Source organism: Bellilinea caldifistulae, from assembly GCF_001306055.1.
Classification (GTDB): Bacteria; Chloroflexota; Anaerolineae; order Anaerolineales; family Anaerolineaceae; genus Bellilinea; species Bellilinea caldifistulae.
This window is the reverse complement of sequence record NZ_LGHJ01000012.1, coordinates 122,334-135,826: the sequence shown is the minus strand read 5'-3', so window position 1 is coordinate 135,826 and position 13,493 is coordinate 122,334. Positions and strand designations below refer to the sequence as shown.

Sequence of the window (13,493 nt, the reverse complement as noted above, 5' to 3'; positions counted from 1 at the left end):
TTATTCTGGCATAAAATGTGCTATTATTTTTTCAGGATTAATCGTAAAGAAAGGTTGTCAACAAATGGAAGACCGCTTATCCCCTTCTAGCGCCAATACCCGCCGTGCCAACCGCATCGTCTGGGAACGCCCGGTGCTGATTGTTGACCCGGTACGCGCCAGCGGCAAGACCATCAACGTCAGCGCTGTGGGCATCTTGCTCTCCACCGACCGTCACCTCAATCTGCCGCTGGGAGCCGAGATTGCCCTGTCCATTCCCCATCTGGAAGGGCGCGATTCGATGGTGGTGCACGGCAAGGTGGTGAGGGTGGAGCGCACCGCGCAGGATATGCGCGTGGCGGTCAACATTTCCTGAGGCGCCGGCAGCACTTCCGGATGTGGAATGGGCTTTTCAGGCTGCCTGCCGTAGAAGGCGGGCAGCTTTTGTTTTTTTATTCAAGAAGGGTGATTCCCAGGTCCGGCGGGGTGATGGTGCGCATCCCCCGCTTGTACGAACTCGATATGAAACCTGTACAGGCTTGATTGACTCCCTTTTGAAATCGTAGTATTATTATCATAATAATATAAATAAATACCCCGAACGGGTGGGGATATGAATATCAAAACAAGAACAAAAAGAAAGGAAATTGAACGATGGCAAAAGTATTTGAACTGCCTCCCCTGAAATACGCCTTCAACGCCCTGGAACCCGCCATTGATGCCCGCACCATGGAGATTCACCACGATAAGCATCACGGCGCGTATGTGACCAATCTCAACAAAGCCCTTGAGAGTGCCCCCGAGTGGTTTGACCATCCAATTGAAGAGATTTTGCGCCGCATCAACGAAGTGCCGGAGAACATCCGCACGGCGGTGCGCAACAACGGCGGTGGACACCTCAATCACACCCTCTTCTGGGACTGGATTGCCCCCGGCGGCAGCAAAACCCCGGTGGGTGAGATTGCCAAGGCGATTGACGCCACCTTCGGTTCGTACGACGCCTTTGTGGAAAAGTTCAGCAACGCTGCCGTTACTCGCTTTGGCTCCGGCTGGGCCTGGCTGGTGCTGGATGGCGAGAAAAAATTGCAGGTCTATTCCACCGCAAATCAGGACAGCCCCTACATGGACGGCCACATTCCGCTGCTGGGGTTGGATGTTTGGGAACACGCCTATTACCTGCATTACCAGAACCGCCGTCCCGACTACGTCAAAGCCTTCTGGACGATTGTCAACTGGGATTTTGTCGAGAGCCGGTATCAGGCTAACCGCTAAACCATTGTGGAGTTACAAGGTGCAAAGGCAGCCGTAAGATGGGCTGCCTTTTAGTTTTTAACCTCGGTCTGTTCTGTCAAGGTGCGGCGCGGTTTGCGCTGGTCAATCGTGGCAGTGAGGTGTGCCCCCAGCAGGATGATGGTGCAGGACAGGTAGATGTAGAACATCAGCGCCAATACCGTGCCGAGTGAGCCGTATAAAATCTCATATTGCGCCAATCCGCTGGATAAATACGCGCTAAATCCGTATTTGGCCAGTTCCCAGGCTACGCTTGTCCACAAAGAACCCCACATGCAGGCCCGCCAGCGCACTTTGGTATTGGGAATCCAGCGGTAGATGATCAGGAACATGAGAAAGGTGAAGAAAGCCGGGATGAGCAGGCGCAGGTAGGGGTAGATGAAGGTGTTTTCCAGATGGTTGCCGTTGAGAAATATGCGGTCGAATACCCGAATCAGGTTGAAAACGGCGGTGGAAAGCAGCGAAAGCACGAGCAGCAGGATGATCATGCCGATCATGCCGAGAGCCAGCAGGCGGGTGCGAATCACATCGCGCGGTTTGAGGTTCAGCCAGGCGCGGTTAATGTTGCGTACCAGCGTATTGAAAAAACCCGAAGCCGACCAGAACGCTCCCAAGAGACCGATGATTCCGATAGTTCCGCGTCGGTTGAGAATGACCTGTAAATTGCGTTCGATGAGCGGTTCGGCGTTGGGCAGGGCCTGGAAAACCAGCGTCAGCACCGCCTGATAGGCATCTTCGCGGTTGAGGACAAAACCGGCTACCGAGATGAGGATCAGCAGCAAAGGGAATAATGAGAAAAGCGCATAGTACGCCAGGCTGGCCGCCGCTTCACTGCCGCGTGCCAGGGAAAAGTTTTTGAGAGTCACCCGGATGATTTCAATGGTCCCACGGCTGAAGCGGTTGAGCCGCAGGTAATAAGGGAGAATGGCTTGTTTCAGATCAACCATGAGTCAGTCAGTGGAAGGGCGGCTTTTTGGATCGGCAGCGGCGTTCCAGCCGTAACGCTCAAAGTCCACGCTGTCGTTTTCGTCAAATTGCACGCCTTCCTCGATCAACAACTGGCGTTGAATGGCCCCGCCGATGCCGGGCAGGCTGATGCGCCCTTTGGCATTGATCACTCGCTGCCAGGGTACATCCGTGCCGGATTTAAGGGCAGCCAGTGCGTAACCGACCTGGCGCGGCCCAACCCCGCCGCCCACCATGCGGGCAATTTGCCCGTAACTGGCCACCCGACCGGGTGGAATCTGGCGCACAAGGTCGTAAATTCGTTGATTGGTCGAGCGGTCGTTGAAGATTTCATCCTTCATACCGGTTTCCCCAGCAACCTCACAGGTCGGAGAATTGCTTTTCTATGATGATACCCCATGGAGGGAAAAAACGGTAGCCAATCCATCGTTTCAGCCATGATTTTGCGGGTAAAATTTGCCCATGCTTCACAGAATTCGATTTGGAGCGGGCTGGCTGCTGGGATTGTCGTTGCTGCTGGCAGTCAGCTGCAGCCCGACCAGTCCGGTTCATGTGCCGCAAACCGCCTCCCCCGCACCCGGATGGACGGCAACTGCCGTGCGGACGGCGGCATTGCCTGGTCCGACCCCCTCCCCATCCCCCACCGCTACCCCATCACCGCAAAGCCGGATTTGTTCGCCGCTGGAAGGGTATGAATTGACGCGGTTGACCGAGCAGATTTCCAACCCCTACAAGCCGCCTCCGCCGGGCAGCGATGATCCTCACTTTGGGGTGGATCTGGCCGATTTCAGCCAACCGGAGCGGATTGCGCGCAGCGGAATGGCGGTTCAGGCGGTTTTGAGCGGGCGCGTCGCCGGTGTCATCGTCAACCGCTTTCCTTATGGGAATGCGCTGATTGTGGAGACACCGTTGAGCGATCTGGACGAACAGGTTTTGGCAAGGCTTAACCTGCCGGAAGCTCCGGAAGATGTGGTTCAACCGCTGGCGCTGACCTGTCCGCCTTATCCGCTGCCCGAGGACTGGCAGAGCCGTCCGCGTTCGCTCTATTTGCTGTATGCCCACCTTCAGGATGTGCCGGCGGTCACGCCCGGCGGGATGGTCGAATGCGGACAGGTGATCGGTGCGGTCGGTGATTCCGGCAATGCGCTGGCGCCGCACCTGCATCTGGAAGCGCGCATCGGCCCGGCGGATGTGAATTTTCCTTCCATGGCGCATTACGATCCTTCCGCGACCAATGAAGAAATGGCGGCTTACTGCCTTTGGCGGGTCAGCGGGTTGTTTCAGAGCATGGATGCGATGTGCCTTCTGGACAAATGTTCCTCTGCGCCGTGAGTCGGCGCGCTGACCTTGTGTTTTTTCGATTTTCAGGCAATAATTGGGCTGTTTTGGTTAGAAAGGTAGAAGGATATTGTGTTTATGAACGGGATGAATTCTTTGGAACTGGTGATTGCCGTGGATATGGACGGCACGATGTTGTTTGCCGAAAACCGCTTTCACCCGATGGATGTGGAATTTTTGAAACAAGAATTACCGCTCACAGTGGTGTTTGCCACCGGGCGTTCGCTGACCGGGATGCGCCTGCCGCTGCTGATCAACGGGTTGATTGCTGAAAATCAGCCGGTGCCGTACCCGCTGGTATTGCACAACGGCGCGCTGGTCTACCTGCCGGGTGAGCGGGTGCACCGTCACTTTGCTTTCGAACCCTCGGTTGCGGCTGTGCTGATCGAGCGGATGCTGGCTTTCCCGCATCCGCTGGCGGTGGTAGCCCAGGGTGAGGGGCGCGAGTGGCTGATTCGCACCTCGCCGTACGGCGGGCCGCGGGCGATTATCTACGGTTATCGTCCCCTGCCGTGGCAGCCGGGAGAACCCGTGCCGGTGTTCAGCAAGTTGTTGTGCATTTCCGATCAACCGCCGGTACTGGAAGAATTGGCGCAAATCCTGAGGGATTTGCCCATCGAGGGTAATTCCAGTCTGGGGGATCTGTACGAGATGACCCCCAAAGGGGTTACCAAAGCGACCGGTCTGAGTGCGCTGCTGCCAGCGCTCGGCCTGCAGGATGTCCCGCTCATTACGGTTGGGGATGGCGAAAACGACTTTACCATGCTGGATATGGCCGATCTGGCCTGTGCGCCCGCCAATGCGCATCCGCCATTGAAAGCTCATGCTCAATTCATCTTCGACCGTAACGAACGGGGCATTTTCCAGCCGGTGCTGGAAGCCGCACTGGAGCGGCTTCCTCTGGCGGAGTCGGTTCAGGGCAGGTTGCGGGCGGTGATGGTCACCTCAGGATAAGCAGCCGAGGGGCTATCCAGCAGCGGGGCGGGCAGGTCTTTCAGGTGGCGATTGAAGAAAGCCAGGCTGTACTGATTGAGGATGCGCACCATTTGATCGCCATTCACTCCGCCGGAAAAGCCCAGAGCGGCATTGAGCGGTGAAACCAGCGTCAGATCGGTGAAGTCATAATGAGCGCTGCCCTGAATGGTGAGCAGGTAGGCAGGGGCGTTAACCTGTTCGTACACCTCACGGCGTACATATTCGCTTTCCTGCGCAGCAAAGAACAGGGACGGCTGTTGCAAGGATGCGGAAAGCACCGGCTCGTACTGCGGGCTGTCGAGGGTGAGGAGCGCATCACAGCGGACTTCTTGCAGGCATAAACGGCTGGCGGCAGAACCGCCAAAGGACATACCGGCGACACCAATTCGTTCCAGGTCCAGTCTGCCAGTCAGTTGAGGCAGGAACTTGCCCTGTTGAAAATCCGGCAGGTGATTGAGAACGAACCGCAGGTCATCCGTCCAGATGGTCAGGCTTTCTTCACGGAAGGCAGCATCTTGCGAAAAGCGTCGGGCGGTTTCAGCCGCAAAGCGGATTAAGTTCCCATTTTCGTCGGGTACTGCCGCCGCCTGATAGGGATGCCCAATGCTGATGACCACATAACCCTGACTGGCAAGGGTTTCCATCAGGGAGGTGTTCTGCTGCAGGTAACCCAGCCGGTAGCCGTGAGAAAAGAGGATGACCGGAAAGGGCGGCTGTCCGCCTGCCGCCGGAGCATCCAAAGCGGCGTGAGTCTGCACCAGCGAGAGGTGATCCAGCAAAAAGAACGGCAGGTTCAGCATACCGGCCAGCTGGCGGCTGATCTGGGGCTGATCCAGCCAGTAAGTAACCGGTCGGGCATTGAGGGGGTTCGCGGCAGGATACCAGATCATCAGCGGGACTTGGCGGAAATCGTCGGTCTGGCTGGTAAAGGTTTCAGGGCGGGTCTCATCGGTGAGTACCACCTGGCTTATGCCCACATCAAAACCGCCGCCCGGCTGTGGAAGGTTGAACACCGGAATCAGTACCGGCAGTTGAGAAACCACAATGAATAACAGCAGTCCACCAAGGACGAGCAGCAAGCGCAGCCAGACCGGCTGTGAGGTGGGACGGCTGGCAGTTGAGCGCAATAAACGGGTGTTGTTAGCCAGCAGCCCGATGGCGAGCAGGTAAGCCGGAAACATTTGCCAACGGGCACCTTCGACCACAAGATGGACGATGATCAGTAAACCGGTCAGGAAGGGCAGGTAGAGGATGATCCGCGAGCGGCGTTGCGGGGGTAAAAATGACCAGGCTAAAGCAAGCAACAACAGAATCAGGATGATGTTTTCCAGAAAGCGCATATCCGAGCATGCTCCGTCAAGAGATTGTGTCCCTGATTATCTCACAGGAAGGTTAGCCGGTCATCCTTTCGTCGAAAGTGATTTGTCTCTAAACTCAAAGACGGCTGGCGCTTTTTGGGTTTGCCCAGCCGTCCCTGGTTCAGTTGCTGCTTCATCCTCAGCGGATGGTAAAGGAGCCAGAGCCTAAATCTTCACAGATGATCACGATTGGATTAGAGGCGCCAGAATAAGAGGCGCTTTCCCACACGCCTTCTTTATCTCTGCCGGAAATGCGATTCAGCCAGGCCGGCAGATTCACGCTCCCCGAACCATCATCGCGAATTTCCAGCCGCAGCGGAATTTCACCAGCCGTGCGGATCTGGATGGCTCCGCTGCTGCCTTCCAGCCGCAGGGTGAAGTTGCCCTCTTTCGGCAGGGTGATTTGCAAACTGCCCGAACCGCCGTTGATTTTGGCAGTATAGGCCGTGGCGCTCGAAGGCAGTTGAATCTGCAATCGCCCCGAGGACTGGTCAATCACCAGACTGGTTAGCTGCAAAGAAGAAAGATCGAATTCCGCCGAGCCGGAGGATGCGTCAATCGTTAATTCCAGCGGGATGGCAGGGGTCAAGCCAATATCCCATCGGGCGGTTGGATCAACCGAAAAGTTGAGCGAGGGATTGGGCTGGATACGTTGCAGGCGGATGCGGCGCAATCTTTCGCCGTTTGAGGTGTAGCGCAGCTCGCCAAAATAATCAATCTCTGCTTCCAGCAGGTTGGTGGAATTGCTGAGGGGGTAGATGCGGGCTGGCTGGCTGCTCAGGTTGAGGGTGATTTCGGCGTGGGCGGCTTCTCGCAGTGGATCGCGGATCGATTCATGGCGCAGAACACCGCTGGTGGAAAGTCCCAACGCCGGCCCGGCTATCAGGACAACCACAGCAATGCCAACCGCTACCACGGCAACCAGTGCGCCTGTCAGCGCCGAGCGGCGCCCAATCAATAAATCAAGCCCGATGACGATCAAGATCAACGGCCAGAGGTTGACCAGCATGGCCAGATTCTGGGGGGGAATCACGCCGAGATTGCTCAGCAGCCAGATGACACCGACGCCGATCAACAACACCGGCCAAAATAGAGAACGGTAGGATTTCTGATGCATATCTTTTTCCATTCAATTGGTCAAGGCGGCTATGGCCTGTCCGGGTTGGGGAAGAAGGGGCCATAGCCGTCCATAAAGCTTGGATTTAAAGCGGAGAAACCGGCTCTTCCGGTACAATCAGCCACATGATCAGGTAAATTAGCAATCCCTGACCACCGAGGAAAAACAACAAAAGAAAAACCAGCCGGACGACGGTGGGGTCCAGGCCCAAATACTCCGCCAGACCGCCGCACACTCCGCCCAGCATTCGATCCTGACGACTTCGATATAAACGTTTGGTTTGCATGGTTCATTACCTCCGTTTTTACTTACGATGGAGGGTCAAAAAAAGTTGCATCGAAAAGTTGAGTTCAGACCGGTAATCGGCTCAGAGTCACCAGCCGGGTGCCTTTGACCTGCGGAAAAGCGGCTCCCTGCTGAATCGTGAGCAGAGCGGCTTGTTCATCCACAATTTGAGTGCCGGAAATCAGGTGAATGCCGAAGTCAAACAGCAAGGGAGTCAGCGGGGTACTGGGGCCAAGCAGCATGACCAGGGAATGCGGACTGCGCCACCCCAGCAGGTCTTCCAGGGTGTGATTGACCAGCGTCATTCCGGTGATGGCAAGAATATCCGCCAACGGAACAACATCCGGTGCGGCTTCGGCGGGGAGGTCTCGTTCGCGGGGTTGCTTTTCGAGAATCAGAACGCGCGCCCCGCTGTGACGTAATTTTTCCACTTGCGGAAAGTGCCCGACCATCACAACCGTTTTTCCGGCTGCGATGGTTTGTAAGTAATCAAAAGCGTTGATTTCCGTCAGCAGATTCTCAGGAGGAGGCGGCAGGAGCGAGTTTACAGCCGCCATGCCCAAACTGGCTTCCAGCGGATTTTCGGATTTCAGCCAGCCGGCCAGCTCTTGAGCGGTTTTGAGGTGAAGGCTGCCCACATCCCGAATGCGGTTGCTGCCGTGTTCCCCTTCATTTCGCAGCGTAGCGGCAAGGCCGCATTGACGACTGCACACAGCCGTCCAGTTTACGCCAACCATTACTTCCCGTACCGCGACCGGTTCGGCTGGCATGGTCTTCAGTAATGCTTCAATCAGTGTCATGGTAACCCTCCCGCCCCGATTATAAACCCAATTCAGATGAGGTGTTTTGAAAAGTACCCTGCCGGAATTGTGGAACAAATTGAGGAAATAAGGTAATCTTATAGTTGAATAAAGTAATCAAAAAAACAGGAGTTGGAATTGTGGCGCGCAAGAGCCTTGGATACACCCAGTTGGAATGGACCTGTCCGCGCTGCGGAACGCGCAACCCAGGTGCCGAGAAGGTCTGTCTTTCCTGCGGCGGGCCGCAGCCGGAAGATGTGAAGTTTGAACAACCCCTCGAACAGGAACTGATTAGCGGGGAAGAAGCCCAACAAATTGCAGCCCGGAAACCGGATATTCACTGCGGATTTTGCGGAACCCGCAACCCGGCTGAGGCTGAAACCTGCCGCCAATGCGGTGCCGATTTGAAAGAGGGTGTTCAGCGCAAGGCGGGTGAAGTCGTGGGGGCGTTTTCAACCGCAGCGGTTGAAGATGTGGCTTGCCCGGCCTGCGGCTCGCCGAACCCCGCGGCCGCCCGCTATTGCCGAACCTGCGGGTCGCCGCTGACCAAAACCCCGCCGCCTGCTCCGGCTGCAGCTGCGCCGAAAACCCGTTCACGCAGCGCTATGCTGGTGATTGCAGCGGTGCTGATTGTGGCAATCCTTGGTTGTTTGCTGGTGATCGGCGGTGTGTTCAATCGTACCAGCGAAGTCGTCGGCACGGTCGAGTCGGCCGGCTGGCAAACCCGGCTGGTGCTGGAAGCCTTGCAGCCGGTTGAGCGGGCCGATTGGCGCGAGAACCTGCCCGGTGGGGCGCAGGTGCTGGGCTGTGAATATCGTTTTGCGTTCACCTCCGATGAGCCTCAGCCGGTTGCCACCGAGGTGTGCGGCACTCCCTACACCGTGGATCAGGGCACCGGTTTCGGCGAAGTCGTTCAGGATTGTGTCTATCAGGTTTATGCCGAATACTGCCGCTATTCCATCCTGGATTGGACGGAGGTGGATACCCTGACCCTGAGCGGCAGCGACTCCAATCCGGTCTTTCCCCAGCCCCAGTTGAGCAGCGACCAGCGGATTGGTTCCCGGCAGGCAGTTTATCAAATCGTTTTCCGCGCCGATGGCGAAACTTACACCTACGAAACCAGTGATGAATCGCTCTTCCGGCAGGCTCAGCCCGGCAGCCGCTGGATACTGGATGTCAACAGCCGCGGCAGGGTGGTGCGCGTTCAACCGTCGCGGTAAACCACCCGGCTTTTCCACACAGGTTGTACAACCTTGTTCAACTTTGCCCGATCTGGTTGACAGCCATGCGCCATGACCGTTAAGATTAACCGACGACGCGGCTAAGGGAGAGGGCAGCATGGAGTGGGATGAGTTCAACGGCTTCAATCAAGCCTATTTGCTGGATTTATATGAAAAATACTGTGAGGATCCGAACGCCGTAGATACGGCATTGCGAATTTTCTTTGACCGATTTCCTCCCGTTTTCGAGAAAAAAAGTGAGACCCTTCGCCCCGAGCTTAGCCAGGACGGTATCCCACCCGAAAAGGCCGTGGCGGTCAGCCGTCTGGCTGAGGCAATCCGTCAGTACGGGCATTTTGATGCCCATCTGGATCCGCTCGGTTCCCCGCCACCGGGTGACCCGTGGCTGGAGGAATCTACCTACGGCCTGAGCAAGGAAGAACTGGCTGCTCTGCCGGCACGCCTGGTGGGTGGAGCGGCTGCCCGGCGCAGTTCGACGGCGCTGGATGCCGTTCAACGGCTGCGATCGCTATACAGCGGCAGGATCGGCCATGATTATCTGCAAATTCGTGTGCCGGAGGAACGCCACTGGTTGCGACAGGCCGTTGAGGAGGAACTCTACCAGCCGGATTTAACCCCGCAAGAGCGTTTGGCTTTGCTGGAACGCCTGACCGAGGTGGAAGTTTTTGAGCGTTTTCTGCAACGCACTTTCCCGGGTAAAACCCGTTTTTCGATTGAAGGGGTGGATATGCTGGTGCCGATGCTGGATGAGCTCATCCGACTGGCTGGGGAGGGCGGAGTCCGGCACGTGCTGATGGGCATGGCACATCGCGGGCGCTTGAATGTGCTGGCGCATGTGTTGGGTATGCCGTACGAAACGATTCTGGCGGAGTTCAAAGACCCGCTGGAGCGCCGACTGCGCAATGATGATGCGCTGGGGTTCAGCGGGGATGTCAAATACCATCTGGGCGGTCGGCAAGCCGCCGAGGATGAATGTGCGGCCTGTATCGAGATCACCCTGGTGCCCAACCCCAGTCATCTGGAAGCGGTCAACCCGGTGGTTGAGGGAATGGCGCGGGCAGCCGGCAGCCAGACCTGCCAACCCGGTTCCCCCCGTTTCGACCCGCTGGCGGCTCTGCCGGTGCTCATTCATGGGGATGCAGCCTTTCCCGGTCAGGGGGTGGTCGCCGAAACCTTCAACCTGTACAAATTGGAAGGTTATCATACCGGCGGTACGATTCATATCATCACCAACAATCAGTTGGGTTTCACAACCGACCCCAAGGACGGGCGCAGCACCATCTTTGCCAGTGATCTGGCAAAGGGCTTTCGCGTGCCGATTGTGCATGTCAACGCCGATGACCCGTTGGCTTGTTTATTGGCGATTCGCCTGGGATGGGCTTACCGCCAGCAGTTTCATCGCGATTTTGTGATTGACCTGATCGGCTACCGCCGCCACGGACACAACGAGGGGGATGAACCCTCATTCACCCAGCCGCGCCTGTACGCAAAAATTGAGCAGCACCCCACCGTACGCCGTCAGTGGGCGCAGCAATTAATGGAGCGAGCCGAATTGACCCCCGCCCAGGAAGAGCAGATCATCCTTGACTGTGAGCAGCGCCTGCAAAACATCCTAAACAGCCTGGATGCCAACGCCGTCCTTCAAACGGAGGCCGAATCTCCCAAACCCGGCCGATTTTCCCTGAAAGACATTGAAACCGGCATTCCTCTTGAACGATTGCAGACCCTCAGCCGGGCTTTGCAGCAATTGCCGGAGAATTTTCACCTGCACCCCAAGTTGACCAAGGCGCGCGAGCGGCGCACCCGATGGATGGAGGACATCCACTGGCCTGCAATTGAGTGGGCGCAGGCGGAAGAACTGGCGTTTGCTTCGATACTGGAGGAGGGTATTCCCATCCGTATGACTGGACAGGATGTCCTGCGGGGTACGTTCAGTCAACGCCATGCCGCCCTGTTTGATTACCAAACCGGCGAAAAGTTCATTCCATTACAGCGCTTGCCGCAGGCAAGGGCTGCCTTTGAAATTTACAACAGCCCGCTTTCGGAGCTGGCTGCGCTGGGCTTTGAATACGGCTACAGCATTCAGTCACCCGACCGGCTGGTGATTTGGGAAGCCCAATACGGTGATTTCATCAACGGCGCTCAGGTGATGGTGGATGAGTTCATCACAACCGCCCGCGCCAAGTGGCTGCTGACCCCGGGGCTGGTGCTGCTGCTGCCGCACGGCTTTGAGGGCCAGGGGCCGGATCATTCCAGTGGGCGTCTGGAGCGCATCCTCAACCTGTATGCGGATGAGAATCTGCAAGTGGTCAACTGCACCACCGCCGCTCAGTACTTTCACCTGCTGCGCCGGCAGGCCCTGTTGATTCAGAAACATCCCCTACCGCTGGTGGTGATGACCCCCAAAAGCCTGCTACGCCATCCGCTGGTGGCTTCGGCGGGAGTGGATTTTACGCGCGGCGGCTTTCTGCCGGTGCTGACCGATAACACCCCGCCGGAAGAGGTCGAGCGGGCGCTGTTGTGCAGTGGTAAGGTGGCGGTGGACTTGACCGTCAGTGAGGTGCGTCGCCAGAACCCCCAAACCGCCATTGTCCGCCTGGAACAACTGGCGCCATTCCCCCTCGAAGAGCTCGCCGCTGTGTTAGATGGCTTTCCCAATCTCAAAGAAGTCCGCTGGGTGCAGGAAGAACCCCAAAATATGGGGGCATGGGAGTTTGTGCGTCCGTACATCGAGAAAGTTTGGGGTGCGCCGGTGCAGGTCATCAGCCGGCCGCGCAGCGCCAGCCCGGCAGAAGGCTCGAATGCCCTGCATCTCTACAATCAACAATGGCTGATCCGGCGCGCTTTTTCGGCAAACCCGCAAGAGGAGGAGTAGATGAGCATAGCGGTCAAAGTTCCCGAAATGGGCGAATCGATTCTGGAAGGCACGGTTGGACGTTGGTTAAAGAAAGAAGGCGAACCGGTACGTGCCGGCGAGGTGCTGCTGGAACTGGAAACCGATAAAATCAACCTGGAAGTCAGCGCACCCGCCGACGGAGTGCTGGAACGGATTGAGAAACAGGCCGGTGAAACGGTAGCGGTTGGGGAGGTGCTTGCGCTGATTGCACCGACGGAGGAGAAACAAACCGCGCCGCCGGTGAGTGAGCCTTCCGCACAAACCCAGCCGCTCATTGAAAAGCCTCAGCCGGCTGCCCCCTCAATCACCCCGCTGGCGCGCAAGTTAGCCGAAGAAGAGGGTGTTCCGCTGGAAGAAATCAGCGGCAGCGGAACGGGGGGACGAATCACTCGTGAGGACGTGCTGACCTACCTCAGTCGCCAGAAAATTGCTCCATCCGAACCGGCCAGGTCGAGCGAACCGCCTGCTCGGCCGGTTCAACCGGCTCCGCAGGCGGCACCGCCCCCCGTCACCGGTGAGCGGCGCGAGGAGCGCATCCGCATGAGCCGCCGCCGCCAGACAATTGCCCGCCGGCTGGTAGAAGCCCAGCAAACTGCTGCCATGCTGACCACGTTCAATGAGGTGGACATGAGCGAGATCATCGCTTTGCGCAAACGTTACCGCGAAGCCTTTCAAAAGCGCCATGGGGTGGATTTGGGCTTCATGTCGTTTTTCGTCAAGGCCAGTGTTGCCGCTCTGCGTGAGTTCCCCAACCTGAATGCCGAGATTCAGGGGACTGAGATTGTCCGCAAATACTACTACGACATTGGCATTGCGGTAGGGGATGCCGAAGGGTTGGTGGTGCCGGTGCTGCGGGATGCCCAAAACCTGAGCTTTGCCGAGATTGAACGCAAGATTGGCGAGTTTGTTCGCAAAGCCGGCGAAGGAAGTCTCACCCTGGATGATTTGCGCGGTGGCACTTTTACCATCACCAATGGTGGCGTGTTTGGCTCCCTGCTGAGTACGCCGATTCTCAATCCACCCCAGGTTGGCATCCTCGGTATGCACCGGATTCAAGAGCGGCCGGTGGCAGTCAACGGGCAGGTGGTCATCCGCCCGATGATGTATCTGGCGTTGAGTTACGATCACCGGATTGTGGATGGCCGCGAGGCGGTTCAGTTTCTGGTACGCATCAAACAGATGCTCGAAGACCCGGGTCAATTGCTGGTAGAGATTGGTTGAAAAGTGCCCCTCGTCCAACGCCCTTTC

The 13,493-nt window shown here is 57.3% G+C and carries 13 protein-coding genes; 7 read left to right on the top strand and 6 right to left on the bottom strand.

Annotated elements, in window-relative coordinates; all coding sequences use genetic code 11:
- The first annotated feature begins 64 nt into the window (after positions 1-64).
- Both AC812_RS06665 and AC812_RS06660 read left to right on the top strand, forming a co-directional pair.
- Positions 65-355, top strand: coding sequence for a PilZ domain-containing protein (locus tag AC812_RS06665; protein WP_061919354.1), 291 nt, complete (start codon positions 65-67; stop codon positions 353-355).
- Positions 356-633: 278 nt separating this feature from the next.
- On the top strand, positions 634-1,251 hold the full coding sequence (locus AC812_RS06660) for a superoxide dismutase (protein WP_061919352.1): 618 nt from the start codon (positions 634-636) through the stop codon (positions 1,249-1,251).
- A 50-nt stretch (positions 1,252-1,301) separates the two neighbouring features.
- On the opposite strand, the gene AC812_RS06655 is transcribed toward AC812_RS06660, so the two are convergent.
- Positions 1,302-2,216, bottom strand: a complete 915-nt coding sequence (locus AC812_RS06655) for a YihY/virulence factor BrkB family protein (RefSeq protein WP_061919350.1) — start codon at positions 2,214-2,216, stop codon at positions 1,302-1,304.
- Between the two features lie 3 nt (positions 2,217-2,219).
- Positions 2,220-2,576 (bottom strand): MGMT family protein, encoded by a 357-nt coding sequence (locus tag AC812_RS06650; protein WP_061919348.1) that lies wholly within the window; start codon positions 2,574-2,576, stop codon positions 2,220-2,222.
- Positions 2,577-2,697: 121 nt separating this feature from the next.
- Here AC812_RS06650 and AC812_RS17970 point away from each other — a divergent pair, with 121 nt between their 5' ends.
- Positions 2,698-3,567, top strand: coding sequence for a M23 family metallopeptidase (locus tag AC812_RS17970; RefSeq protein ID WP_082149228.1), 870 nt, complete (start codon positions 2,698-2,700; stop codon positions 3,565-3,567).
- Between the two features lie 84 nt (positions 3,568-3,651).
- Positions 3,652-4,527 (top strand): HAD hydrolase family protein, encoded by an 876-nt coding sequence (locus tag AC812_RS06635; protein ID WP_061919342.1) that lies wholly within the window; start codon positions 3,652-3,654, stop codon positions 4,525-4,527.
- Here the strand turns inward: AC812_RS06635 and AC812_RS06630 are convergent.
- The 4 genes from AC812_RS06630 to AC812_RS06615 form a co-directional block, all read right to left on the bottom strand.
- Complete coding sequence (locus AC812_RS06630; RefSeq protein ID WP_061919340.1) at positions 4,488-5,888, bottom strand: alpha/beta hydrolase family protein; 1,401 nt, start codon at positions 5,886-5,888, stop codon at positions 4,488-4,490. The genes AC812_RS06635 and AC812_RS06630 overlap by 40 nt on opposite strands.
- Before the next feature lie 157 nt (positions 5,889-6,045).
- Positions 6,046-7,023 carry a LiaI-LiaF-like domain-containing protein gene (locus AC812_RS06625; protein WP_061919338.1) on the bottom strand — a complete coding sequence of 326 codons (978 nt, stop codon included), beginning with the start codon at positions 7,021-7,023 and terminating at the stop codon, positions 6,046-6,048.
- An 85-nt stretch (positions 7,024-7,108) separates the two neighbouring features.
- Positions 7,109-7,309, bottom strand: a complete 201-nt coding sequence (locus AC812_RS06620) for a PspC domain-containing protein (RefSeq protein ID WP_061919336.1) — start codon at positions 7,307-7,309, stop codon at positions 7,109-7,111.
- A gap of 64 nt (positions 7,310-7,373) precedes the next feature.
- A complete protein-coding gene (locus AC812_RS06615; RefSeq protein ID WP_061919334.1) occupies positions 7,374-8,108 on the bottom strand; it encodes a DUF364 domain-containing protein in 735 nt (244 codons plus the stop codon).
- A 140-nt stretch (positions 8,109-8,248) separates the two neighbouring features.
- On the opposite strand from AC812_RS06615, the gene AC812_RS06610 reads away from it, so the two are divergent.
- The 3 genes from AC812_RS06610 to odhB all read left to right on the top strand — a co-directional run bounded on the left by AC812_RS06610 (position 8,249) and on the right by odhB (position 13,466).
- Positions 8,249-9,328, top strand: a complete 1,080-nt coding sequence (locus tag AC812_RS06610; RefSeq protein WP_169787266.1) for a double zinc ribbon domain-containing protein — start codon at positions 8,249-8,251, stop codon at positions 9,326-9,328.
- A gap of 118 nt (positions 9,329-9,446) precedes the next feature.
- Entirely contained in the window at positions 9,447-12,224 is a 2,778-nt protein-coding gene (locus tag AC812_RS06605; RefSeq protein WP_061919330.1) for a 2-oxoglutarate dehydrogenase E1 component, read from the top strand.
- Positions 12,225-13,466 (top strand): 2-oxoglutarate dehydrogenase complex dihydrolipoyllysine-residue succinyltransferase, encoded by a 1,242-nt coding sequence (gene odhB / locus AC812_RS06600; protein WP_061919327.1) that lies wholly within the window; start codon positions 12,225-12,227, stop codon positions 13,464-13,466.
- Positions 13,467-13,493: the final 27 nt, after the last annotated feature.

What these genes read in the sequence shown, in the direction of transcription:
- AC812_RS06620 (WP_061919336.1), bottom strand. Translation starts at nt 7,309, where the DNA reads ATGCAAACCAAACGTTTATATCGAAGTCGTCAGGATCGAATGCTGGGC.
- AC812_RS06665 (WP_061919354.1), top strand. Translation starts at nt 65, where the DNA reads ATGGAAGACCGCTTATCCCCTTCTAGCGCCAATACCCGCCGTGCCAAC.
- AC812_RS06605 (WP_061919330.1), top strand. Translation starts at nt 9,447, where the DNA reads ATGGAGTGGGATGAGTTCAACGGCTTCAATCAAGCCTATTTGCTGGAT.
- AC812_RS06655 (WP_061919350.1), bottom strand. Translation starts at nt 2,216, where the DNA reads ATGGTTGATCTGAAACAAGCCATTCTCCCTTATTACCTGCGGCTCAAC.
- AC812_RS17970 (WP_082149228.1), top strand. Translation starts at nt 2,698, where the DNA reads ATGCTTCACAGAATTCGATTTGGAGCGGGCTGGCTGCTGGGATTGTCG.
- AC812_RS06615 (WP_061919334.1), bottom strand. Translation starts at nt 8,108, where the DNA reads ATGACACTGATTGAAGCATTACTGAAGACCATGCCAGCCGAACCGGTC.
- AC812_RS06650 (WP_061919348.1), bottom strand. Translation starts at nt 2,576, where the DNA reads ATGAAGGATGAAATCTTCAACGACCGCTCGACCAATCAACGAATTTAC.
- AC812_RS06630 (WP_061919340.1), bottom strand. Translation starts at nt 5,888, where the DNA reads ATGCGCTTTCTGGAAAACATCATCCTGATTCTGTTGTTGCTTGCTTTA.
- AC812_RS06660 (WP_061919352.1), top strand. Translation starts at nt 634, where the DNA reads ATGGCAAAAGTATTTGAACTGCCTCCCCTGAAATACGCCTTCAACGCC.
- odhB (WP_061919327.1), top strand. Translation starts at nt 12,225, where the DNA reads ATGAGCATAGCGGTCAAAGTTCCCGAAATGGGCGAATCGATTCTGGAA.
- AC812_RS06625 (WP_061919338.1), bottom strand. Translation starts at nt 7,023, where the DNA reads ATGCATCAGAAATCCTACCGTTCTCTATTTTGGCCGGTGTTGTTGATC.
- AC812_RS06635 (WP_061919342.1), top strand. Translation starts at nt 3,652, where the DNA reads ATGAACGGGATGAATTCTTTGGAACTGGTGATTGCCGTGGATATGGAC.